We start from the raw sequence: 25,252 nt of genomic DNA, 5'->3' as shown, positions 1-25,252 counted from the left end.
TCTGCGCTCCATGTCCAATCGAAACAGGGAAAAGAAGCTGGCCGCTATCCGCGCCGCCTGGGGCAAGCCCCGGGACCAATACATTCCTATCGGCTCCGTGCGGATCTATTTTGACAAACAATCGGGATCGGAAGCTTTCCAGGTCATTGACGACCGCATTGCAAATGACCTGGACCTCGACCGTGTTTTCGAAACGCTGGACCACACCAACAGCCGCGTGGGTCAACAGTGCCTCTACGATCGGCTACGCCGCCCTACCAACCGGAAGGACCAACTGGAAAAGCTAGAAGATCGGATCACTTTTTTCCAGGAAGAAGTAGCGCAGCGGGAGGAAGCCCAGTTACACCTCCAGGAACTGAACGAAGCCCGGGACTACTATTTTCCCATGCTCATTTTTGACCAGCTGCCCAAACGGCCGGGCTGGATGAACTGGGCTTTTCTCCTGCAGGGGATCACCGTCGGGGCCATTGTTTTTACCATCTTCTACCCGGCTGCTTTTTGGGTACTGATCGCCGTGCTTCCCGTCAACCTCTTTTTGCATTATCAAAATAAAAACCGGATCGGGAAATTCCTCGTCACTTTCAATCGCTTTAGCCTCCTCTACCGCACCGGCCGGCAACTGAAGCCGTACATAAGTGGAGAGTCCGAAGAGATCGATCGGCATTTCCGAACGCTCAAAAATATCCTTTATAAGATCGGCTGGATCAATCTGGAAAAACTCCAGGAGCGGGAAGAATACGCTCCGCTTTGGTTTCTGATCGAAGTGTTGAAGTTCATTACGCTTTCCGAGCTTATCCTCTTTTTCAAATTGCTGGATCAGATCAAGCAGCACCGGAGTAGTATCCAATTCATTTACGAGGCGATCGGCGCCATCGATACCGCGATTTCGATCGCTTCCCTCCGGGCGAGTTTACCTCATTACACTCGTCCGGAATTTACGGCCTCCGCCCGGGAGATCAGCCTGGTAGCTGCGCTCCATCCGCTTTTACTGGACGGCGTCGCCAATGACCTGCAACTCCGGAACAAAAGTATGCTGCTCACCGGTTCCAATATGTCCGGCAAAACGACCTACATCCGGGCCATGGGGCTCAATGTGATCCTGGCGCAGTCCATCTTTACGCCCATTTGTAAAAGTTACTGCGCTCCGTTCTTCCGGCTGGGCACTTCCATTCGTATCCAGGATGATGTGGAGGAAGACAAGAGTTATTATCTGGAAGAAGTGAACGTCATCGGCGAGCTGATCAAAAAAGCCGGCGAACCGCAACCGCATCTCTTCATTGTCGACGAGATGTTTAAAGGGACCAATACCCTCGAACGGGTGAGCGCAGCCAAGGCTGTACTTTCCCATCTGGATCGGGGCAATTCCACGGTACTGATCTCCACCCACGATATTGAACTGACCGAATACCTCGGAGATACTTACGATCTGTACTATTTCCAGGAATCCGTTGAGAATGATACGCTGACTTTCGATTACCAGCTCAAAAAGGGTAAACTCCGGCACCGCAACGCCATCCGGATCCTCGAGATCATGGGCTACCCGCCGGAAGTGACCCGGGAAGCTCACCAACTGGCCGCGAAGATCAAGATCAGCTGAAAATACTCCCCACCGCTTTTTTGATAATAACGGGCAAAACGGTATATTTTTGCCCCAGACCATCAATTCAAAGCACCACTAGTATGAATAATCTTTTTCGTCTATTCCCTTCCCTGGGCCTGTTTCTGCTATGCTTATCTCCCCTTTCGGGACAAACGGTACAAGCCGTGATCGCCGACCGCAGCAGTCGGGAGGTTATACCGGATGTTTTCGTCTTCCTGGCCAACAGTTCCATCGGTACCGCCTCCGATGAGGCTGGCATCTTTGAACTGGAACTGACGGAGACCAAAGAGATCGTTCTCGTATTTTCTCATATCAACTACGAGTTGCTAACCATCGAGATCGCGGATGCCCGGATCCTACGGGACACCTTTTTTCTGCAACCTATCAAGGTGGAACTCAACGAAGCCGTTGTGGTTGAAAAATCCAGATCGCGCCTGCGTGATCGGCGGCTGAAGGCATTTACCAAAGCTTTTTTGGGCGAAGATACCCGGGATAAGTACGTCCGGATCACCAATCCGGAAGTGCTGCTTTTCCGGCAAACCCGCGACAAAATGGAGGCCGAGGCCAAAGAACCGCTGGTTATTGAGAATCGCCGACTCGGCTATTCCGTCCAGTTCTACCTGGAAGATTTCGGCCTGTTCGACAACGGCGATCTCTACTACAAAGGCAATACTTTCTTCCAGCCGCTGGAAGGTACGCCGCAGGAAGAACTGGAATTCCAGAAAAACCGCCGGTCGGTCTACAAAAAGAGCAGCCGGAGTTTTTTCTCCGATCTGGTGCAAAAGCAACTGGATACCACGACCTACGTCATGGGATTTTCCCGACTGGATAATGATCAGAACTTTGTGGATTTCAACTCGGTCAATCCGTCCTCCCTTAACTTCCAATCCCAGGGAGAGGAGGCGGCCTATCAGATCAGTGTATATGGATTTCTCACGGTGATCAACCAGAACATTCTGGTGGAGGACAATTTACAGGCGCCTTCCAAAGCGGAACTGAATTCTACCAGCCGGCAATTCACAGCCAAAGGCCCCCAGCACGCTACTTCGTATCTGCGCTCCAGATCCAATAAGATCCTGGTCAACAAATACGGCAAGATCCTCAACCCTTCCGATATTGAAGAGTACGGTTACTGGGCGAGCCTACGGGTGTCCGCTTTGTTGCCTTCGGATTATGCTCCGGAGTGAGGTTTGATGATATAATGATTTAATCATCGAATGATTGAATTATCTTTAAGAATCGGCCCCAATTGCGAATTCCATTCTTTTGCTCACTTTTCATCATTCTAACTCACACTAGTTCTTATGAGAATAGCTTGCTTCTTTTTATTCCTTGCTCCTACCCTTTTCAGTCAATCCGTCAACTCCGCGGAGATCAGTCGCTGGGAAGCGCGGGCCCAGAGCATTACGATCATCCGGGATACCTGGGGTATTCCCCACATTTACGCCAAAACCGATGCGGATGCCGTATTCGGTATGCTCTACGCGCAGTGCGAAGATGACTTCCAGCGGGTGGAAGAAAACTATCTGGATGCCACCGGCCAGATGGCGATGGCCTACGGCGAAGACCTGATCTACCACGATCTGCGGGCCCGGATGTTCCTGGATTCCAATGAGGCCAAGGCCTATTACCGGCAAAGTCCGGCCTGGATGAAAGCCCTCTGCAACGGCTTTGCCGACGGGATCAACTACTATCTGCACACCCACCCGGAAGTAGAACCGAAATTCCTGACCCGCTTTGAACCCTGGATGCCCTTTACCTTCAGTGAAGGGAGTATCGGTGGGGATATCACCCGCATTTCCCTGCGGGGACTGGAAGCTTTTTACGGTCAGGACCGCACCGGATACGTCGATACGCGCTGGGCGCTGGAGGAAGAACCCACCGGCTCCAATGGTTTCGCCATCGCTCCGGAAAAAAGTGAAAGTGGAAATGCCCTATTCCTGATCAACCCGCACACTTCCTTTTACTTTCGTTCGGAACAGCACGTCAACAGCGAAGAAGGTTTGTCGGTTTACGGTGCCGCTACCTGGGGGCAATTCTTCATTTACCAGGGATTTAACGAAAATTGCGGCTGGATGCACACCTCCACCTACGCTGATGCCATCGATCAGTACGAGGAAACCATTATTAAAAAAGGAGACCGCTTCTACTACCAGTACGGTGACGAACAGAGACCCGTAGAAGAACATCGGGTGACGATCCCCTTCCGCGACGGCGATTCCGTCGGCGAGCGGGAATTCACCTTTTACAAAACCCACCACGGCCCCATCATTCGTTCCGAAGGAGAAAAATGGATCAGTTTCCGGATGATGAACCGACCGCTGGATGCCCTTACCCAATCGTATCTGCGCACCAAAGCCAAAGGATACCGGAGTTTCCGCAAAACCATGAAAATCCGGACCAATTCCTCCAATAATACCGTTTACGCGGACCGGCAGGGAAATATCGGCTACTGGCACGGGAATTTCATTCCCAAAAGGGATCCGAATTACGATTACAACGGATTGATTGACGGCAGCAATCCGGCAACGGACTGGGGGCGGCTGCTCAAACTGAAGGAAATGATCCACGTTCGCAACCCCGCATCCGGCTGGATCCAGAACTGCAACTCCACGCCCTACACCGTGGCCGGCAGCCAGGGCAGCCCCGATCCGGATGATTATGCGAATTACATTGCGCCGGATCGGGAAAATTTTCGGGGCATCAACGCGGTGCGGGTACTGGGAAGCCGGAATTCCTACGATCTGGACGGCCTGATCCGGGCGGCCAATGATCCTTTTCTGGCCGCCTTTGAAAAACCGATACCGGCCCTGCTGGCCGCCTACCGGGAAGTGACCAATATGGGCTATCCGCCGCTGGATGAAGCGATCAAGATCCTGCAGGACTGGGACCTGGGATACGGTGAATCTTCCGTTGCCACCAGCCTGGCCGTCTACTGGGGAGAAGATATGCTGAATCTGCTCCGGGATAAAGTAGATGCAGCCACCCGCAGGGAACTGATGACGGACGAACTGATGGTGCAACATACGACCCCGGAAGAAAAACTAGCCATGCTCGTCAATGCGATCCGACGCCTGGAATCAGATTTCGGCGACTGGAAAACACCCTGGGGAGCGATCAACCGCTACCAGCGCCGGACCGGTGCGATCCGGGAAAGTTTTGACGACGATGCACCGAGCCTGCCCGTAGGTTTTGCCTCCTCCCGCTGGGGCTCCCTGGCGTCCTACGGTGCGCGGACCTATCCGAATACCAAAAAGCGTTACGGCAGTGGCGGCAACAGTTTTGTGGCGGTGGTGGAATTCGGCGATCGGCTGCAGGCTCGGGCAGTGGTCAGCGGCGGACAGAGCGGAGACCCTGACAGCCCGCACTTTACCGATCAGGCGGAGCTATTCACCAAAGCGCAGTTCCGGCCGGTCTATTTCTACCGCACAGATGTGGAACAACACCAGGAACGAACTTATCGGCCCGGGAAATAGCTGGCTGGAGCTTTCCTGATTAAATTAAAAGCAATCCGCCGGTCTCTTCCTGATCATTATCGGAGGAGACCGGCTTCCATATTGTTCCCAACCATCCGGCTTTGTTCCCCATTGGAGCGGCAGTGATTCTCAGTCGGCCCATCGTTACCTCCGGCCATTCCTACCCAAAAAGATAGGAAGCCTACCGATCCCAAACCCATCCTCAAACGTATCGGGCTCTTTTCTTTTAAATCCCACCAAATTGGTATCTTCGCTGCTCGAAAATAAAAGTGAATACAGAGGGGTGGAACGGAATCGGTAAGCGCTGCGTTAGTCACCTTAAAATATCCGGCACCCTCAAATTGGTAAAGCATGACATCAACAGAAATACGGCAGGCTTTTTTGGATTTTTTCAAATCAAAGGATCACAAGATCGTGCCCTCCGCGCCCATTGTGAACAAGGATGATCCTACGCTGATGTTCACCAACGCGGGTATGAACCAGTTCAAAGACTATTTCCTCGGCAATCAGGTACCGGATAAGCGCCGGATAGCGGATACGCAAAAATGTCTGCGGGTATCCGGTAAGCACAACGACCTGGAAGAAGTGGGCCGCGACGGTACCCACCATACCATGTTCGAGATGTTGGGCAACTGGTCCTTTGGCGACTATTTCAAAAAAGAAGCCATCGCCTGGTCCTGGGAACTGCTGACCGATGTGCTGAAGCTACCCAAGGACCGTCTCTACGCTACCGTATTCGAAGGAGATGCCGGCGAAGGATTACCGGAAGACAGCGAAGCCCGCGGTTTCTGGGAAAAGATACTGCCGGCGGATCACGTCATCAACGGCAATAAAAAAGATAACTTCTGGGAGATGGGCGATACCGGTCCCTGCGGACCGTGTACCGAGATCCATATCGATCTGCGCTCCGACGAGGATCGGCTGAAAGTACCCGGCCACGAGCTGGTGAATATGGATGATCCCGAAGTGGTGGAGATCTGGAATAACGTATTCATCCAGTTCAACCGCAAAGCGGACGGCAAACTGGAGCCGCTGCCCGAAAAACACGTCGATACCGGAATGGGTTTCGAACGGCTGGTGATGGTCATGCAGGGGAAAAAGGCGACCTACGATACGGATATCTTCATGCCGTTCATTAATTATATTGAAAAGCAATCCGGTCTTAAATACCAGCACCGCTACGCGGAGGATGCCAAAAGCGATATCGCCATGCGCGTAGTCGTGGACCACATCCGGGCGGTTGCCTTTACAATTGCCGACGGGCAGTTGCCGGGCAATTCCGGAGCCGGTTATGTGATCCGGCGGATCCTGCGCAGAGCTGTCCGATACTATTATTCCTTCCTGAACATCAAGGAACCTTTCCTGCATACCCTGATCCCGCAACTGGCGGATTACTTCCAGGGAGTATTCCCCGAGCTGAAGGCCCAGCAGGTGCAGGTGGCCCGGATCATCGAAGGAGAGGAAAAGACCTTTTTGAATACCCTCGAGAACGGCATCGCCCGTTTTGAAGACCTGGAGGTGACGGACGGCCTCATTGCCGGTGAAGATGCTTTCGTTCTGTACGATACCTACGGCTTCCCGATCGACCTCACCCGCCTGATGGCCGAAGAGAAAGGCTACCGGGTGGACGAAAAAGGGTTTGAAAAGGCGCTGCAGGAGCAGAAAGACCGCGCCCGGGCCGATGCGGCTAAAGCAGTAGGCGATTGGACGGAACTGCGCAGCGGTGAGGAAGTGGAATTCGTCGGTTACGATCAACTAGCCGTAGACGACGCCCGGATCATTAAATACCGGACCGTCAATGCCAAAGGCAAAGACCAGTACCATATCGTACTGAACAAAACGCCTTTTTACGGTGAAAGCGGTGGTCAGGCCGGTGATAAGGGGCTGCTCTCCATCGACGGAGAGACCATCAAAGTACTGGACACACAGAAAGAAAATGAACTGACGGTGCACATCGTCGATCGTTTTCCCGAAACGCTGGACGGCAGCGTACACGCGCAGGTTCACGACCGGATGCGGCGCGCTACGGAAGCCAATCACTCGGCGGTCCACCTGATGCACGCTGCTTTGCACCAGATCCTGGGCGAACACGCACTGCAGAAAGGCCAGGATGTCAACGACCAGCGCCTGCGTTTTGACTTTTCGCACTTCGAGGCGGTCAAGCCGGAAGAATTGCAGGAGATCGAGACTATGGTCAACGAAAAGATCCGGGCCGATATCCAACTGGAAGAAGATCGCAACATGCCGATCGACCAGGCTAAAGCGTCCGGAGCAATGATGCTTTTCGGCGAAAAATACGGTGATGAGGTGCGGGTGATCACTTTCGATAAGGATTTCAGTCGCGAACTCTGTGGAGGTACCCACGTTAGCGCTACCGGTAAGATCGGTCAGTTCAAGATCCTGAGTGAAAGCTCAGTGGCTGCGGGTATCCGCCGGATCGAGGCCGTTACGGCCGAAGTGGCCGAAGCGCATCTGCGTTCGGAACTGCAAGCATTGAACGAAGTACGTTCCATGATGAAAAATCCGGCAGACGTGGTGAAAAGTATCCACTCCCTGCAGGAAGAGAACAAAGCGCTGAAAAAAGAGATCGAAAAAATGCTCAACGAGCAGGCCGGTGCACTGAAAGATCAGCTCGGCAGCAAAGCAGAAAGCATTAACGGAGTAAACTTTATCGGGGTCAAACTGCCCCTAAACGATAACGGAGCGATTAAGAACCTGGCTTTCCAACTGGAAAAAGACGTAGATCGTCTGGTAGCCGTACTCGGTGCGGAGGCCAACGGCAAAGCCTTACTGACCATCATCATCAGCCGGGATGTGGCCGATGAAGGGAAGATCAATGCCGGTCAGATGATCCGCCAGGTAGCTCAGCACATCAAAGGTGGTGGCGGTGGCCAACCCCACTTTGCTACCGCCGGCGGCAAAAATCCGGATGGGTTGGATGCTGCGATCGCCGCCGCCCGCGACATCATCGCCGGCGCTTAATACCAATCGTGGTTCTGCCGCTTAAGTGGCAGAACCACGATCTTCCAGATCGGGTGCGTAGAAACGGATGTTTTTCACCCGGAAAAAGGACTTGAAGAAGTCTACTTCCGTCTGCACTTCCCGCAACCCTTCCGCTATATCCTGCTGCTTAAAACGCCAGGAAGTTTCCTTGTCTATGTCTTTCCATTCGGTAAGCTGATCGCGATGACTAACGGCTATCCCCTGTTCCCAGCCGCCGCATTCGGGGGCGCCGCAGGTACAGGAGAAAAGAAAGTACCGGCCCTCCGCAGCCAGGCTGCGCAACAACGCAGCCGGATCTACCATATCGTTGATGGAATAGGGTGGATGCCCGTTGATGAGCACATGCAGATCGCCCTGCATCCATACATCGTCGGGGCCGGAATGTACCGCCCTTACGGTCAGTTCAAAAGTGATGCGATCAATTTCCTGGGTCATTATGGCTGGAGTTTAAGAAGTGAGTTGCGGTGACGGTCCCGGAGATAAACGGTCATTTATTCAGTTTAGTCCCGGTGCCTTTTCCGAAACGCAGCATGGTTTTGTACTGCGATAACAGCTTTTGCTCGCTTTGAAGTTCCAGGCCACTGTCAATTAATAGATCCAGTAGTTGTTTTCGGGTTATCAGATCCGGGCAGCTTCCGCCCTGCCGATCTGCTTCCCGAAACTCTTCGATGATGACGATCTCCCCGTTCTCCCCGAGGCTTTTGAGCATGGACCGCAAAAACGCCGTCTGATCCGACAGATGGTGAAATACATTTTCCATGATGATCAGGTCCAGATCCAGGTTTTCCAGATTAGTGGAAGCGATAGCTCCGTTGATGAAGTGAAACTGCTGATGCCGGCTTGCCGGATATTCTTCCGTGATCGTTTCCTCCATTCGCTGGAGGCGATGTGCATCGAGTTCATTGGCATAGATCGATAAATTCCGGTAGCCCAGCGCCAGCAAATGCAGATTATAGCCGTAACCGAACCCGATCTCCGCCACCTTTTCCCCTTCCGTCAGAGCGAAAAAGCAGAGTCGCTGCATCGACTGGGAAGTATCTACGGTGAGTTGCGAATAGGGATCAACCAGTCGTAAATTATGATAGCGCCGGAGCATCAGATCGAGTTGCCGGCCTTCCTCACAAAGCGTCAGGAGGGGTGCACCGGCGCCGACGCGTTCCAGATTCCGGCGAAAATAAGCCCAGGGTAAGGTGGCATCCTGCTCCGTCAATTGCAGTAATTGCCGGTAATCTTCCTCCAGATCGGGAGATAAATGTCTGAGCGCCTGCGAAATCTCGGCATTTGCTTGGTGTTGTCGGGTGAGTGCCGTAAAATAGGCGTCTAAAATCTGACCCGACACCGATTGCCCTGCCAAATCGCCGACACCCGAAAATAGAAGCCCGAACCAGAGTAATATCTTTATTTTCATAGTTTTACGACAATTGTACCCATATGAATGCTGCGCCCATTCCATTCAAGAATAAGTTAGGAAAAGATCAGCTCTTTAAAATTTCCCGCTTCAAGGAAAAGATCAAGAAGACCCGGCCGCACAAACACGGCGGCTACCACGAATTGATCTATCTGACCCAGGGCGAAGGCTATCATTGGATAGAAACCGAGAAGTTCAAAATTGAAGCTCCGGAGCTTTATTTCCTCCAATCGGGTCAATTGCATTGCTGGCAGTTCACTTCCATACCCCGGGGGTACGTCATTTTGTTCAAGGAAGAGTTTTTCAACTTCATCAACGAAGCCTCCATCCTAAATTTAATGAAAAATCTGACCTCCGTCGTCAATATCTCCATGCACGGTCAGCAAGACCTTACTTTTATTTTCGAAGATATTATACAGGAATTTAACAGTGGGAACGAGTTTTCGGATCAGGTGATCAATGGATATTTACGGGTATTGTTCTCCAAATTGCTACAATTGTCCAGTACCAACGCCACCCGGGCCACTCCCAACCTGCTTTTTGACCGCTTTCAAAAGATGATCACCGAAAAATGTCCGGACTTGCGCAACGTCAACGATTTTGCCCAGGAACTGCAGACCACCCGCCAGCAATTGAACAGCGTCTGCCGCAGACATTCCGGAAAAAGCGCCAGTGACCATATTACCGGTCAACTGCTGCTGGAAGCCAAACGTTACATTCTCCACACGGAAAAGTCGATGAGCGAGATCGCCCACCTGCTCAATTTCAATGACACGTCCTACTTCATTCGTTTTTTCAAAAGACACGAGCGGGTAACGCCGTTGCAGTTTCGAGCCCAATACTTCCAATAATACCATTATTACCACCAATAGCACTACACGACGAAAGGGTTGACCGTTAATTTTGTGGCTCACATAGAGCCTATCCAGAAACCGGTTTTGACGTCGAAAATGACCAGATTTGGGTTCTCACGAAGTCATTTTCGAGTTTCGTAGCAGCGCTACGGAAGGAGGAAATGACGAAATGAGGTTCCATAGATGGTTATTTTAAGATCAAAGGATGGTTTTTGGATAGGCTCTTAATCCAGGTTGCCAGTTACCAGACCTCTTTACCCGGAGAAGCAGGGAAGAGTATTCCAACGTTTCCACCAAGCCTTAACCAAACAGCAAAACGATCCACCCTCACCGACCCGGTGGGGATGGTACAGCTTTCTGTTTGGTATCAGTTGTTGGAGATCGGTCTACGCTATGCTTTATTCCCGACGGAGAGCAGCCTGACCGGCAGGACCTCGGATGAATTGTGATAGAAAAACCAACGACCACTTCAACCAATTGTCTTGCGATGCGAAGCCTAATATCCTGCATTACCCTACTCTCACTTACCTGCTCGCTTTTTGGCCAGATCGAGATCCGGGGACGGATCATTGACACCACCAGCGGTGAAGCCATTGAATACGCCAGTGTTACGCTCCATTCCGCCGGGGATTCCAGCCTGATCAACGGCGTGGTCACCGATCAGAGCGGCCAGTTCCTGTTTTCAAAATTACAAGCCAGCACGGTTTATGTCATCGCCCAGTTCCTGGGCTACGAGCCCTACCGTTCGGAAGTTTTCTCCCTGGACGGAGTCACCGATCTCGGCACCATTAGTCTGGGGGTAAATGCCAGCGTACTGCGGGAAGTGGAGGTGACCGGGCGGGCGATCACCTCTCTGCACCGCCTCGACAAACAGGTTTTCGATGCCGGACAGTTTCAGAGCGCCCAGGGAGGGAATGCCACCGATGTACTGCGCAATCTGCCTTCCATTACGGTTAACGCTCTCGGAGAGATCTCCGTGCGGGGAGCTACGGGCTTCATCGTGATGATCAACGGCAAACCGGTACAGTCGGACCCTGCGGTTATGCTCGGTCAGATCCCCGCCAATGCCATCGAAGATATCGAGATCATCACCGCTCCTTCGGCGAAATACGATCCGGACGGCAAGGCCGGGATCATCAATATCAAGACCAGGCAGGGCGTTACCGACGGGCTCCTACTGATCGCCAACGGCCTGATCGGATTGCCCAGCATTGAGCCATACGATAATGCAGAAGCCGCCCGCCGGTTTGGGGGCGATATCACCGTCAATTATAAAAAGGGTAAATGGGATCTTTCGGCCGGCTTCGATTATAGTCGCAATGACGTTTCGGGCCGCCGGGAAGGATACGTGAATACCTATCTGAACGAAGTGCTTACCGAATTCCCTTCCGACGGGGAGCGCAGTTTCGACCGGGAAAATTATTCCGGACGGGCGTCCGTGCTTTTTGCCCCCAGCGACCGCCAATCCATCGGCGCGAGTTTCTACGCCGGAAAACGTACCCAGTACCGAACGGCGGACATCCTCTACCTGGATCAACAGCGCACCCGCATTACCGAAGGGCAGTTTCTCGGCCCGGAGGCCTACTGGGATCTTTATCGCGAAAGCGGCACGGTATTTCCGGGAGGTAATCAGGTGAGTCAGTTTACTTTTTACAACGAGAACCTGCGGGTCCGCCGGGGAGATTTTCTGATCGGCGCTCTGGATTATACGGTAAAGTTTGCCAATACCTCCAGTCTGAAGATCTCCGGATTGTACGAACACACGCTGCTGGGTGGCCCCACCGATAACGTCAGCTTGGGATGGCCGCAGTTGCGCGACACTTTCCAGCTGCAGTACAACGATAATGATAATCCGCTGGACGGCTACCGCCTGCAACTGGACTACGCCGGCCAACTGGGAGATGCCAAGTGGGAAAGCGGCTACCAGTACCGCTATCTGAAACATCCCGGAGATTTTATTTATCTGGATCGCAATTTCGCTACGAATACGTGGGAGACCAATCCGTTGTTTACCAACAGTATCGAGCTGCGCCGCCAGATCCATTCGGTTTACAGTCAGTTGTCCGGTGAAGTGGGCCGACTTCAATATTCGGGTGGACTACGTCTGGAGTATTTTGACCGCCAGGTGGACATTGCCGAACCGGATACCCTTTACACCCTGGATCAGTTCAACTTCTTTCCCTCCTTCAATCTGCAGTATGACCTGGGCAATAATCTCTCCGCCAAGGCCGGCTACAGCCGACGGATAGAACGGACCACCACGTTTAAAATGACGCCCTTCCCCGAGCGCGAACATTCCGAAACGCTGGAGCAGGGCGATGCGGCCCTCCTCCCCGAATACATCGATCTGGTGGAAGCCGGCCTGGTCAAAAACTGGGAGGACAACTCCCTCTACGCGACCGTCTATTTTCGGAATATCAACAATGTGATCAACCGGGTGAATACCATATTTAACGACACCATTCTCAACCGGATCTATACCAATGCCGGGCGGGCGCAGGTATACGGTCTGGAGTTGGGCACCACCCTCTACCCTACCGGCTGGTGGCGCTTATTCCTGGGTACCAATATTTACAACTATCGGATCAAAGGTCAGCTATTCGGGGATCGGATCAATACCGCCAACACCATTTATTCCATCAATGCGACCTCCAATTTCAAGCTGATGTCGACCATGGACCTGCAACTGGGACTCAACTATCTTTCGGAACGGGTGACGGCGCAGGGAAGGGATTCGAGATTTTACAATCCCAGTCTGACCCTTCGCAAGACTTTCCTGGATAAACGACTGGCGGTGAGTTTCCAGTGGCTCAACCTGGACCTTGGCCTGCTTTCTTCCAACGAGCAGCGCATCACTACCGTGCGGGATAATTTTTATACGACCACCAATTATGTGTACGAAGTGGATATCCTCCAGATCGGGCTTACCTACCAGATCAATCAGAGCTCGAAAAAGGTGAATCTGCTGAAGAGTGAATTCGGTGAGAAGGAATTTTAGTGTCTAGTAGTAGAATATTAGACTAGAAGGTATTGACATTGCAATTGCAATTGTTATTGAAAAACTCCACCACCGGCCGATAAGCCGGATTCTGTTCTCCGCCAGGCGGAGCCTCTATCATTTATCTAGTCCGGTCCTTACGAACCGGATCTATCTGCCTACCCCTCCCGGCATTCCCGAGGGAAAAACTGAGCGAGCAACTCAGCGGCCCGCAGGCCCCGGGATGTGCGTGGCATTTCAACCCGCAAGGTTTATCCCCCCGACGGGTCACCCCGCCGCGGCGTGCGCTCTTACATTAAGGCCAAATGGCCCGCACGTTTTCACCCTTACCCCAACCCGAAGGCCGGGGCGGTCTAGCTTTCTGTGACACTGGCTGTCCACATTCCGTTCCCGGAATGCAGCCTACCCGTTAGGTAGTGCGGTGCTCTACGTTGTCCGGACTTTCCTCATTTCCGGCCGAAACCGGAACCGCGATAGAGTAGCCGGTAGTGGATGGGCAAAGGTACGCAGAAGGTAGGACTTTGGGAAGATCGGATATTGGGAAAATAGAAAGTTGGGAAATGGCATGGAAAACCTCTCCTCTTTCTTCCTGTCTCCCGGTCACCCCGTCTTTCTATTGTCCAGTAGTACGCCCATTACCCCTCAGGAACTTCCCCCCCGTTTCCCGCATTCCCGTCAATCCGGGCAACAAGCACGCCCAATTTTTCGTATACTTGGCAGATAAACTATTAAGTTAGCACGTCGTGCAAGTTTTGGTCGAAAGTCTTCACTACTGCGTATAGTGTATCAAAAGGAGCAGCAGAGGAGTTCCGGAGCCTTAGCGAAAGGGCGAAACACAACGCGTTCTACCATTCGCCGGGTCTTCCAGTCACCTAGGCTTTTTCACATTATCCAGTAATGTACCGTAAATCGATAGTCATAAGTGTAGTTTGAATCTATCCAGGCAAACATATTGGTGGCTGATAATCAGTGGATTATTTTGCCTAATGGGATGGCTGGCGCACCTGCGTTCCAGCAGTACGGGATTATTACCGAAGTATGCCGGACAGCTCAGCACTTATTATCAGCAGCAGGAAAAACGGCTGGAGCCGCTGCTGGCCGAGACGGATCATTGGTTGCAGATCTACCGAAAGACTCAGCGTTTGTACGCCATTCCCAGTGAGGCTGAACTTTCTTTCCTGCAGGCATGGTCGGAAGCATCCATTGTCTGGATGCTTTTTCGGGACAGCACTCCGGTTTTCTGGACCGATAACGAACTCGTTCTACCGGCCAATACCCTGGAGCGGCTCTACCGCGGGGAAACACCCCTCGCCGTTTCACTGAATACCGGTTTTTACGTACTGAAAAGTCGACAATTATCGGACGCTGACGATCAGCCGCTGCTGGTCGTGAGCGCCATACCGATCAAATACGAGTACCCGGTGGAGGGCCCTCTTTTGAAAGAGGCCTTTGCCTGGAAAACCCGCGCGCTGCCGAATACGCTAATCATCGACCGGCAGGGACAGGAAGCGGTGGTGGATTCCCGGGGCACAACGCTCTTTCACCTCAGCGAAGGCTCCCGGATGATCGACCCGGTCTGGCACAACATCGCCCTGGCGTTTTTCCTGATCGCCTATCTGTGCTTTTTGCTGGCCCTGAATAAACTGGCCAATTACATCGGTCGGAAATACCATCCTCTGCTCGGCGCCGGCATCATCGTCATCCTGGTATTTTTGATCGGATTACTGGCCGATTGGTGGGGATTTGCGGATACCTTTTCCGACACCTTCTTTTTCCAGGACATTTCCAACACCTTCCTTTTTAAGCAAACCCTGGGCGAGTTCTTTGTGAGCAGTATCATCCTCCTCTGGCTGATGGTATACTTCCACCGGGAATTCCGGCTCAACCTGCAACCCCAACTGGCCGCTCCCTGGCCGGCGATCTTCACGACCATCACCTACATGCTGGCCATTATCAGTCTGGTGGTGGTGATGCGTTTGTTTCAGAGCCTGGTCATGGAGTCCGATCTGATCTTCGATTTCGAGTTCATATTTGGACTCGACTTTCGGACCATTCTTGCCCTGACCAGCGGGCTGATCGCCAGTCTGGCCATCTTTCTGTTCAATCACCGCCTATTCCAGACGACATCCCGCCTCGGGATCAGTCAAACCTCGCGGATCATTGCTTCCATCGTAGCCATTGTCCTTGTGCTACCGTTGGTTGCACTGATCGATCTGAAGTTACCTGTTTCCTATATCTTCCTCATATCCTTCAGTTATGTAATGGCGCTGGATAAGACGGTTGACCGGCCTTCTCTTAATGTGCTCATCACGGTGCTCTGGTTGCTGTTTTTTGCCTTTGTTACCAGCTTTATCATTTTCAGTTTCCGCCAGAGTCAGGATCGGGATACCAAAAGGATCTACGCCGAAGCCCTGGCCAATCCCCGGGATACCATACTGGAGGCAGCGGTGGCCCGCTTTCAGTCCCGGCTGGAGCCAGTTTTTCGCCCGCTGCTGGAAAACATACCGGAGGATAGTTTTCCGATCACAACGGATAAGGTCCTTCCCCTGCTGCAACGGCAGTTTTCGGAAGAGCCTTATCTGTTACAGCATTATCAATTCGAGATCTTCGGGGTCGATCGGGATGAGGGTCGCCCACTACTGGAAGGTCAACTACCGGTAGAGAGCATGCGACTGCTGGAAGCGAGGCAAAACATGCGGCCCAGTAGCGTACCCAATCTGCAATACTGGCCCCGGCCCCACCGCCTGAATTACAACTATCTCCTGGATCTGCTGCCGGCGGATACCAGTATGCACTGGCTGCTGGCCATACGCCATCGTTCGCAAAAGGAACAACGGGTATACGGCGATCTGCTGCAGGCCATCCCCTACAAACACCTTCCCCAGTTGCCGCTGTACAATTACGAGATCTACGGTAATTCCCAGCCGCTGAAACAATCGGGGACTATCTCCAGTAGTCTGCGGATTTATTTCTCCTCGGTATCAAAGGGCAATTACCACTACGCCAATGTGGGAGAATACTCGGCGCTCTTTTATCAGAATGAACAGGATTTCTCGGTGCTGATCAGCCGGACGGACCGGGGGATGCTGCAGATACTGTCCTTCATTTCGTTCATCTTTATTTTGCTGGTCCTGCTGGTGATCTTTTTCTCGTTCTTCAATTATTACTGGCAGGCGCTGCCCTACACCTTTGAATTCACCAGCCTGAACCGCGCTTCGCTGCGCAACCGCATCCAGCGTTCGGTGCTGCTGCTGATCGTGGGCTCATTCATCCTCGTCGGTTTCGTTACGGCAGCCTTTTTCCGGCGGAATGCCCTGCGCGCTGGCAGTGAACAGCTCAACGAGAAAGCCCAGGCCGTACTGGCCGATCTGAGACGCAATATCAGTAGCCAGCGGGATTCGACCTCCGGCATTCTGGTGCTGGCGCCGCTGATCGAACCCATTGCCGATATTCACAACATGGATATCAACATCTATGATCTGAAGGGCAAATTGGAGCTGACTTCCGCTAATTTCCTCTTCCAAAGAGAAGTGACGGCGCCGCTGATGGACCCGATCGCCCTGCAGGTGCTCAAGTTACCGACCCAGTCGGCCTACCGGAGTGATGAGCACATCGGTGAGCTGGCCTACCAGTCGGCCTACGTACCCATCCGGGATGTAGATGAGCAGATCATTGCCTATCTCGAGTTACCCTATTTTGCCAATGACCGCGAATTCCGGAATGACCTGCAGTCTTTCCTCAGTGCCCTGCTCAACGTATATGTGTTTCTCCTGCTCGTAGCCGGGGCCATTGCCCTCTTCGTAGCGGATTCGATTACGCAGCCTATCTCCAAGATCGGGCAGAAACTGAGCCAGTTCAAACTGGGCCACAACGAGCCGCTGGAATGGAAAAGTCCGGACGAGATCGGTCAGCTGATCGCCGAGTACAACCTGATGATCAAAAAACTGGACGAGAGCGCCGAAAAACTGCGGCAGTCCGAACGGGAGGGTGCCTGGCGGGAAATGGCCAAGCAGGTAGCCCACGAGATCAAGAATCCGCTGACACCGATGAAGCTCAACATTCAACACCTGTTGCGGGTACAGCAGCAGGATCCGCAGCGGGCCAGTAGCATGTTATCGGAAGTGGCTCAAAGCATCATTCAGCAGATTGACGGATTATCGCGGATCGCCGGGGAATTTTCCAACTTTGCCAAAATGCCCCAGGCGCAAAACGAGCGTTTCAATCTGAATAAGCTGGTCTCTTCGGTCTACAATCTCTATGCCAAAGGCGACCACGGAGCTACCGAACTGTCGATCGAATTGCCCGAAGCGGATATCGAGGTATTTGCCGATCCGACCCAGTTGATGCGGGTGATCAACAATCTAGTCAAAAATGCCCTACAGGCTATTCCCGACGAACGCCCGGGAAAAGTGACAATCACCTTAAGGAGAAAAGATGAAGAAGCTATCCTTAGTGTGCGGGATAACGGATCGGGTATTCCCGAATCCCTGCGGGAAAAGGTATTCTTCCCCAATTTCACGACCAAAAATTCCGGTATGGGTCTCGGCCTGGCCATGTCCCGAAGTATCGTAAATGCCGCCGGTGGCCGGATCTACTTCGAGACCATTGAAGAGGAGGGCACCACTTTTTACGTAGAGCTGCCAGTTTTTACAAACAATGCGGAATTGTAATTGTTATGAATTCCGGCCGACGAAGAGATCCGGTCGAAAATCGATTTTACTTTTTTGTAATTTTATACCAGAATTTTCAAACTATGACCGCTTTGTTATATATCGGAATAACGATCGCTACCGTATTATTCATGGAATTCGTGGCCTGGTTTGCGCACAAGTACGTCATGCACGGTTTCCTCTGGGACTGGCACGAAGACCACCACCTGCCCCACCACGAAAAGGATGGCTTTTTTGAAAAGAACGATCTGTTTTTCCTGGTGTTTGCCATACCCAGTATGGCCTCCTACATCATCGGCTCCGTAACGCCGCATTTCTGGGTGCTGTTCATCGGGGTGGGTATTTCCATCTACGGGCTGATCTATTTTCTGATCCACGACGTATACATTCACCAACGGTTCAAATGGTTCCGCCAGTTGGACAGCAAGTACTCCCGTGCTATTTTGCGTGCCCACGGCGCTCACCACGCCAAGCGCGAAAAGGAGGACGGCGAATCTTTCGGTCTGCTGATCGTCAACCCCAAGTACTTTAGAAAGCGCAGTGAGTGGAAGCAGGAGGCTTCGTAAATGACGCAGGTACCGGTTGGGTTCGTCCGGAATTAAGGGCAATTCGTATATCCATACCTTACCCAATGGACTACATATCAACAATTTTTCCGGGAAGTTGTAACTTAGAGCGCTAAAAGCTGATAAGCCTTGGAAAACAAACTGCTGGATAGAATTGCGGAATCCTTCAACACCCCATTTCCCGAGGCGGAAAGTATGGAGGAATATCTGGATAAAATTTTGCCCCTGGTCGGCGCCAACAGCGAAGACCTACGGGAAGAGGAATTTTACACCAACAAGCCCTGGGTGGAAGTGCAGGACAACGAGAACTTCCACGAACTGGTCTTCCACTTTTTCAGTCCCAAACCCAACGAGGATGATCTGGACCGCGAATACATCAAAACCATAGACGGACGGGTGATGCAGGGCATGTATCGCTACGTGGGCAACAAGATGTTCATCGGCGATGACGGCTACCAAAGTACCAATGTGTACGAACTGGCCTTCATGGACGACGAATTTATGATCCTCAAATTACTCGCCAATCCGAAGAAATTCATTGCCGAAAATACCGATAAATACTTCGTACTGACGGTGGAACGATTGGGACGTCGCCTGGAATGGTACGATCTGATGCGCCACCTTTTCGAGAAATATCAGAGCAATAACCTGACGTACTATCTCATTGCGATCTTCATCACCATTATCGTGATCATGCTGATCTCCTGATCCGCCGGGAGCGGCACGAAAAAGGGGTTACCAAACTTCCGTTCGGTAAACCCTTTTTTATGCAATGGACTATCGGACTATCCGATAATGGCTTATTTCTTCAGTGCTTCAACCATAGTTGTGCCGATATCCGCCGGAGATTTTACCACGTGGATACCGCAGGCTTCCATGATTTTCATTTTGGCTTCAGCCGTATCTTCCGCACCACCGATGATGGCACCGGCGTGGCCCATGGTACGTCCTTTCGGAGCGGTCTGGCCGGCAATAAAACCAACCACCGGTTTGGTACCGTGTTCCTTGATATAGTGTGCAGCATCAGCTTCCATACTACCTCCGATCTCACCGATCATGATGATCCCTTCGGTTTCCGGATCGTTCATCAGCAACTCAACCGCATCTTTGGTCGTCGTGCCCACGATGGGGTCACCGCCGATACCGATACAGGTAGACTGGCCCATACCGGCTTTGGTTACCTGATCCACCGCTTCGTAAGTGAGGGTACCGGAACGGGAAACGATCCCGATCTTACCCTGACGGTGAATGAAGCCCGGCATAATTCCGCACTTGGCTTCCCCCGGAGTGATCACACCCGGGCAGTTCGGACCTACCAGACGGCAGTCGTAATCTTCGATGTAGGCTTTTACTTTTACCATGTCCTGTACCGGAATACCTTCCGTGATACAAATGATCACTTTGATACCCGCAGCGGCGGCTTCCATAATGGCATCACCGGCGAATGGGGGCGGAACAAAGATCACTGACGTATCCGCACCGGCTTCCGATACCGCATCGGCTACCGTATTAAAAACCGGACGGTCCAGATGCGTGGTGCCTCCTTTGCCCGGAGTAACACCGCCTACCACATTGGTACCGTACTCGATCATTTGGCCGGCGTGAAAAGTACCTTCCTTCCCGGTGAACCCCTGAACGATGATCCGGGAATCTTTATTGACGAGAACTGACATATATTAGCTTGGTTATTAGGTTGTTAATCTTCTTTATCTACAATGATGAAGACATCTTCGTCCGACTTCTTCATATAGTACTGTTCACGAGCGAATTTTTCGTCATTGATATCCAGGTCGAGTCGCTCCTGCTCAGCTTCTTCTATTTTTTCGGAATAAAAGGCCTTATCCTCTTCCAGTTTGTTGACCGTATTCTGCAAACGCCACTGGGTAACCAGATCGTGGCGATCCAGGAAAACCATCCAGGCAAAAAACAAAGTCAGCACCAGGAAGTATTTGTTTCGCAGTGGCGCCGGTATTTGCTCTTTGATCGCTTGAAAGGAATTGTTAGCCATGGTATTTTGGTTTTGGGTTCATGGATCAACGGACTGGCAAATTATGAATATATTTCCTGTTTGCCATGAAATACCCAAAATTTCCCATGGAGACGCATTACCATGCGTCTCCATGGACCATCCGGAGTTATCCCAGCAGGGCCTTACCCGGGTAGATCGCAGAATCCGTCAGTTGCTCTTCGATACGCAGCAACTGGTTGTATTTGGCGATCCGGTCCGAACGGGAAGCAGATCCGGTTTTGATCTGTCCGGTGTTCAGCGCTACGGCCAGGTCGGCGATAGTCGTATCTTCGGTTTCTCCGGAACGGTGGCTCATTACCGCCGTGTAGGAATTGCGATTAGCCAGATTTACCGCTTCGATGGTCTCCGTCAGGGTACCGATCTGATTTACTTTGATCAGGATGGAGTTGGCACAACCTTCATCGATACCTTTCTGCAGGCGCTGGGTATTGGTCACGAACAGGTCATCACCTACCAGTTGCACGCGGCTACCGATGGTTTCGGTCAGGGCCTTCCAGCCAGACCAGTCATCTTCATCCAGACCATCTTCGATGGACAGAATAGGATATTTATCGCACCACTCTTTCCAGTAGGTTACCATATCGGCACCGGACAGCTTATCTCCGGTGGATTTTTTGAAGTGGTATACTTTTTCGTCGGCGTTGTAAAACTCGGAAGCAGCCGCGTCCATCGCGATCATGATATCTTCACCGGGGCGGAAACCGGCCACTTCGATCGCCTGGAGCACGGTTTCGATCGCCTCCTGGTTGCTCTTGATATTCGGAGCGAAACCACCTTCGTCACCAACGTTGGTGGAGTATCCGTTTTTCTTAAGCACGTTTTTCAGGTGGTGGAACACCTGCACGCCCATACGCAGGCCTTCGGAAAAGCTCTCCGCACCGACCGGCATGATCATGAATTCCTGAAAATCGATACTGTTATCCGCGTGGGAACCACCGTTGAGGATGTTCATCATCGGCACCGGCATCACATGGGCGTTTACCCCACCGATGTAGCGATACAGTTCCTGTCCGCTCGCCTGAGCGGCCGCTTTGGCTACCGCCAGAGAAACCCCCAGGATAGCGTTAGCGCCCAGTTTGCCCTTGTTGGTGGTACCGTCGATCTCCAGCATCAGGTTGTCGATGTAGCGCTGTTCGAAAACATCAACACCCAACAGTTCTTCGGCGATGATCTCCTCTACATTCTTACAGGCTTTCAGTACCCCTTTGCCCAGGAAACGATCTTTGTCGCCGTCGCGCAGCTCTACCGCTTCGTGCTTACCGGTAGATGCTCCAGAAGGAACAGCCGCCCGTCCGACGAAACCATCGGCAGTTAATACTTCAACTTCTACGGTTGGGTTACCGCGGGAGTCGAGAATTTCGCGGGAACGGATATCAATAATTTCGCTCATAATTTTAGATGTTGGGCCGACTTCCGGTCGGCAGTTTATTTTTAGCCAACTTTCAACTAGTGGAAAGTTTCGGCTGAAAGATAGAGCAATCCTTAGGGATTACCGAATTGTAATTGATGTCTTGCCTTGCCGACCAGCAGTTGGCCCGGCAGCTTGCTGACCAGAGGTCGGCGTTACGATTTCCCCATCAGGCGAATAAACTCGTCAAACAGGTAACGGGCATCGTGCGGGCCGGGTGATGCTTCCGGGTGGTACTGCACCGAGAAAGCCGGCTTGTCCTTGATCCGGATCCCCTCGATCGTCTCATCGTTCAGGTTGAGGTGGGTGATCTCGACCTTATCGATATTGTTGTGGATCGCTTCCGGGCTCACCCCGAATCCGTGATTCTGGCTGGTGATCTCACAGCTACCGGAGATCACGTTTTTCACCGGATGATTGATACCGCGGTGTCCGTGGTGCATTTTGTAGGTAGGGATATCTACCGCACGTGCCAGGATTTGGTGTCCGAGGCAGATACCGAACAGTGGTTTGCCTTCCTCCAGGATCTTTTTGGTGGTTTCCACCGCATAATCCATCGCACCGGGGTCTCCGGGGCCATTACTGAGGAAGTAACCGTCCGGGCTCCAGGCCTTCAACTCCTCGAAGGAAGTTTTTGCGGGAAAAACCTTTACCAGACAGTCCCGATCGGTAAAACAACGGAGGATGTTTTCCTTGATCCCGAAATCGAGCGCAGCTACGCGGTAGCCGCTGTTGTCGTTCCCGTAGACGTAAGGTTTGTCGGTACTCACTTTGGAAGCGAGCTCCAGCCCCTCCATCGCCGGTACGTCCGCCAGTTTTTTCTTCAGTTCATCCACATCGAGGATCTCGGAAGAAATGATGGCGTTCATCGCACCTTTGGTACGAATATGACGTACGATGGCACGGGTGTCCACGTCGGAGATACCTACGAGGTTTTCACGCTCGAAATATTCCTGAATTGATTCATCTGCCTGCTTACGGGAAAATTGATACGTAAAATTTTTACAGATCAATCCGGCAATTTTGATTGCAGTAGATTCCGTTTCGGATTTTTTGGTCCCATAATTCCCAATGTGGGCATTGGTTGCCACCAATAATTGACCAAAATAGGAAGGATCAGTAAAGATTTCCTGGTAACCGGTCATTCCAGTGTTAAAGCAGATCTCGCCAGCGGTGGTTCCGATCTTTCCGGCTGCTTTTCCATGAAACAGGCTACCGTCTTCCAATAATAATAAGGCAGGTCTTAATTCCAGTTCGTTTTGTTGCACGGCACAATTTTTAGAGGTCAGGGCCGTCTGGGCAATAGTCGGCGCTTTCTGACCATTTTCCCAAATCGCTGCAAAGATAGCATATTGCAGCAAAGCGGCAAATGTAGGGAGGATCATATTACCGTTAACTTTTTCAATATTATCCATATCTTTAAATCAGCGCTGTGCACTGTAGCAGATCAGCAGTTCACAATGATCCGCCAATTCACTGAAAAGCAAACGGTTAGCCATATAGAATTTCAGTTTGCCATTAGTTTGTCATCTTTTTTAGTTAATTGGTTTACAAAGCATTATGATCCACAGCTGACGCCCCAAACGTTAAAAGAGACGGCTGCCACCTTGTTCCGGCTGAAAACTTTTGCACACTCAATCCCTAATTGATGCAAACTCACTTTGTTTTTTTGCTACTGTTCCTGATGACTGCCGTAACGGATCGCTCCCCAGCCGGCCTTCTCGCGATGGAAGAGGTTTGTAACAACGCCCGGGACGACGACGGAGACGGCCTGATCGACCTCAACGACCCGGATTGTATCTGCCAGGAGTCGGAACCGCCATCCCTCATTCCCAATCCTTCTTTTGAGGAGACCAACTGCTGCCCCTCCGGCAACCAGCAACTCGATTGCGCCGAGACCTGGATCCAGGCCTCCGAAGCGACGACTGATTACTACAACCGCTGCGGCTACTTCATCCGGGATGAATTTCCGGTGCCCCTGCCGCTGCCGGATGGCGATGCCTACATCGGTTTCCGGAACGGCCGTTTTAGCCGCAACCCTAATCCCAACTGGAAAGAATATACCGGGGCCTGCCTCCTGGCGCCGCTCAAAGCGGGTACCACCTATACCTTTCAGTTCTATATCGGTTTTGTGGATACGGAGATCTCTCCGCCCATGAATGTTGCCCTCTACGGGACTACGGATTGTAAGAACCTGCCATTCGGGGTAGGAAACGATTTTTTCGGCTGCCCGACCAACGATCCGGAATGGCAATTCCTGGGTCAGGTGGGCGTCAACGGTTTCAAGAACTGGCGCCAGTTCGAGATCACCACTACCCCACGGGAAGACATCACCGCCATCGCGATCGGCCCGGATTGCGTGGAACTCAACCGCACCGTCAATCCCTACTATTTTCTGGATAATCTGATCCTGGCCAACTCGGAACTATTCGGCCCCACCGTATCCTCCAATGGGCACCCCTGCGACCCGGAATTCAAACTCATCGCCTCCGAAAAACCGGGGGCGAGCCTGCAGTGGTACCGTGACGGAGTAGCCGTTGTCGGGGCTACCAATCGGGAATTTAAGCCCGGAAAGGTGGAAGGAAATTACCAGGTTTTAGCCTCCATCAATGAATCCTGCATCCTATCCGATGTATTTGACCACGCCGTGCCGGCCTACGTGCGGGAAGCCCAGGTAGTGGTTTGTCCGGATGATACCTACCGTTTCGGTAATCAGAATATTTCCACCTCCGGCTCCTACACCCATACTTTTCAGGATGTGAACAGTTGTGACAGCACCGTTCTGCTGGACGTGACGGTACTCTCGGAGACCGTCGATACCATGGAAGCCTACTTCTTTAAAGGGGAGACTTACCGGATCGGCCGCTACGCTTTTTCATCGCCCGTAGCCACCAATCTGACCTTTACCTCTTCGATCGGTTGTGACAGTCTGGTCCACCTGCAACTCCGGGAGTACGAGGTCTTTATTCCCAATGCTTTCTCGCCCAATGACGATGGGGTCAATGACCTGTTTCAGGTATTCGGCAGTGAATCTTTCGTACAGGTCTTGTCCCTGCGGGTGTACGATCGCTGGGGCAGCCAGGTGTACGCCCAGACGGAAGGCGAAGTATTCGCCTGGAACGGGAAGCAAAACCAGGAAGTGCTGGAAAACGGGGTGTACCTCTATGCCATCGAAGTCAGGCTCAAGGACGGCACGCAAAAGATTTTGACGGGGGATATTACGATCATTAGGTGATACCC

At 52.1% G+C, this 25,252-nt stretch carries 16 protein-coding genes and 1 other RNA gene; 10 read left to right on the top strand and 7 right to left on the bottom strand.

The genetic code is table 11. The features are described 5' to 3' along the window. Nucleotides 1–10: 10 nt before the first annotated feature. From CRP01_RS23555 to alaS, 4 genes are all read left to right on the top strand, one after another. Nucleotides 11–1,597, top strand: coding sequence for a MutS-related protein (locus CRP01_RS23555; protein WP_099152563.1), 1,587 nt, complete (start codon nucleotides 11–13; stop codon nucleotides 1,595–1,597). 83 nt (nucleotides 1,598–1,680) lie between these two features. Beyond that, nucleotides 1,681–2,787 (top strand): carboxypeptidase-like regulatory domain-containing protein, encoded by a 1,107-nt coding sequence (locus CRP01_RS23550; protein ID WP_099152562.1) that lies wholly within the window; start codon nucleotides 1,681–1,683, stop codon nucleotides 2,785–2,787. 117 nt (nucleotides 2,788–2,904) lie between these two features. Then, a complete protein-coding gene (locus CRP01_RS23545) occupies nucleotides 2,905–5,076 on the top strand; it encodes a penicillin acylase family protein (RefSeq protein ID WP_099152561.1) in 2,172 nt (723 codons plus the stop codon). A gap of 351 nt (nucleotides 5,077–5,427) precedes the next feature. Further along, nucleotides 5,428–8,058: an alanine--tRNA ligase gene (gene alaS, locus CRP01_RS23535; RefSeq protein WP_099152559.1), complete on the top strand. Its 2,631-nt coding sequence runs from the start codon at nucleotides 5,428–5,430 to the stop codon at nucleotides 8,056–8,058. Between the two features lie 21 nt (nucleotides 8,059–8,079). On the opposite strand, the gene CRP01_RS23530 is transcribed toward alaS, so the two are convergent. Together CRP01_RS23530 and CRP01_RS23525 are read right to left on the bottom strand one after the other, a co-directional pair. Next, a complete protein-coding gene (locus tag CRP01_RS23530) occupies nucleotides 8,080–8,514 on the bottom strand; it encodes a hypothetical protein (RefSeq protein WP_099152558.1) in 435 nt (144 codons plus the stop codon). Nucleotides 8,515–8,566: 52 nt separating this feature from the next. Then, nucleotides 8,567–9,487 (bottom strand): class I SAM-dependent methyltransferase, encoded by a 921-nt coding sequence (locus CRP01_RS23525; protein WP_170110509.1) that lies wholly within the window; start codon nucleotides 9,485–9,487, stop codon nucleotides 8,567–8,569. Nucleotides 9,488–9,510: 23 nt separating this feature from the next. On the opposite strand from CRP01_RS23525, the gene CRP01_RS23520 reads away from it, so the two are divergent. After that, on the top strand, nucleotides 9,511–10,338 hold the full coding sequence (locus CRP01_RS23520) for an AraC family transcriptional regulator (protein WP_099152556.1): 828 nt from the start codon (nucleotides 9,511–9,513) through the stop codon (nucleotides 10,336–10,338). 490 nt (nucleotides 10,339–10,828) lie between these two features. Continuing rightward, nucleotides 10,829–13,339, top strand: coding sequence for a TonB-dependent receptor domain-containing protein (locus CRP01_RS23510; RefSeq protein WP_099152554.1), 2,511 nt, complete (start codon nucleotides 10,829–10,831; stop codon nucleotides 13,337–13,339). A 64-nt stretch (nucleotides 13,340–13,403) separates the two neighbouring features. Here CRP01_RS23510 and rnpB read toward each other — a convergent pair. After that, nucleotides 13,404–13,829: RNase P RNA component class A (gene rnpB / locus CRP01_RS23505), an RNA gene on the bottom strand. A gap of 496 nt (nucleotides 13,830–14,325) precedes the next feature. On the opposite strand from rnpB, the gene CRP01_RS23500 reads away from it, so the two are divergent. The 3 genes from CRP01_RS23500 (at nucleotide 14,326) to CRP01_RS23490 (ending at nucleotide 19,283) form a co-directional block, all read left to right on the top strand. After that, nucleotides 14,326–18,009, top strand: coding sequence for a sensor histidine kinase (locus CRP01_RS23500; RefSeq protein ID WP_099152553.1), 3,684 nt, complete (start codon nucleotides 14,326–14,328; stop codon nucleotides 18,007–18,009). A gap of 83 nt (nucleotides 18,010–18,092) precedes the next feature. Next, nucleotides 18,093–18,575: a sterol desaturase family protein gene (locus CRP01_RS23495; RefSeq protein WP_099152584.1), complete on the top strand. Its 483-nt coding sequence runs from the start codon at nucleotides 18,093–18,095 to the stop codon at nucleotides 18,573–18,575. A 129-nt stretch (nucleotides 18,576–18,704) separates the two neighbouring features. Next, nucleotides 18,705–19,283 (top strand): hypothetical protein, encoded by a 579-nt coding sequence (locus CRP01_RS23490; RefSeq protein WP_099152552.1) that lies wholly within the window; start codon nucleotides 18,705–18,707, stop codon nucleotides 19,281–19,283. 92 nt (nucleotides 19,284–19,375) lie between these two features. On the opposite strand, the gene sucD is transcribed toward CRP01_RS23490, so the two are convergent. The 4 genes from sucD to carA form a co-directional block, all read right to left on the bottom strand. Next, on the bottom strand, nucleotides 19,376–20,248 hold the full coding sequence (gene sucD, locus CRP01_RS23485) for a succinate--CoA ligase subunit alpha (RefSeq protein WP_099152551.1): 873 nt from the start codon (nucleotides 20,246–20,248) through the stop codon (nucleotides 19,376–19,378). 23 nt (nucleotides 20,249–20,271) lie between these two features. Continuing rightward, complete coding sequence (locus CRP01_RS23480) at nucleotides 20,272–20,583, bottom strand: FtsB family cell division protein (RefSeq protein WP_099152550.1); 312 nt, start codon at nucleotides 20,581–20,583, stop codon at nucleotides 20,272–20,274. 127 nt (nucleotides 20,584–20,710) lie between these two features. Continuing rightward, on the bottom strand, nucleotides 20,711–21,994 hold the full coding sequence (eno, locus tag CRP01_RS23475; RefSeq protein ID WP_099152549.1) for a phosphopyruvate hydratase: 1,284 nt from the start codon (nucleotides 21,992–21,994) through the stop codon (nucleotides 20,711–20,713). A 173-nt stretch (nucleotides 21,995–22,167) separates the two neighbouring features. Continuing rightward, nucleotides 22,168–23,397 (bottom strand): glutamine-hydrolyzing carbamoyl-phosphate synthase small subunit, encoded by a 1,230-nt coding sequence (gene carA, locus CRP01_RS23470; protein WP_099152583.1) that lies wholly within the window; start codon nucleotides 23,395–23,397, stop codon nucleotides 22,168–22,170. Between the two features lie 263 nt (nucleotides 23,398–23,660). Here carA and CRP01_RS23465 point away from each other — a divergent pair, with 263 nt between their 5' ends. Beyond that, a complete protein-coding gene (locus CRP01_RS23465; protein WP_099152548.1) occupies nucleotides 23,661–25,247 on the top strand; it encodes a gliding motility-associated C-terminal domain-containing protein in 1,587 nt (528 codons plus the stop codon). The last annotated feature ends 5 nt before the right edge of the window (nucleotides 25,248–25,252 follow it).

The sequence above is a fragment of the Flavilitoribacter nigricans DSM 23189 = NBRC 102662 genome, assembly GCF_002646595.1.
Lineage (GTDB): Bacteria > Bacteroidota > Bacteroidia > Chitinophagales > Saprospiraceae > Flavilitoribacter > Flavilitoribacter nigricans.
The sequence above is the reverse complement of the archived record's forward strand: the minus strand, read 5'-3'. Positions and strand labels throughout refer to the sequence as shown.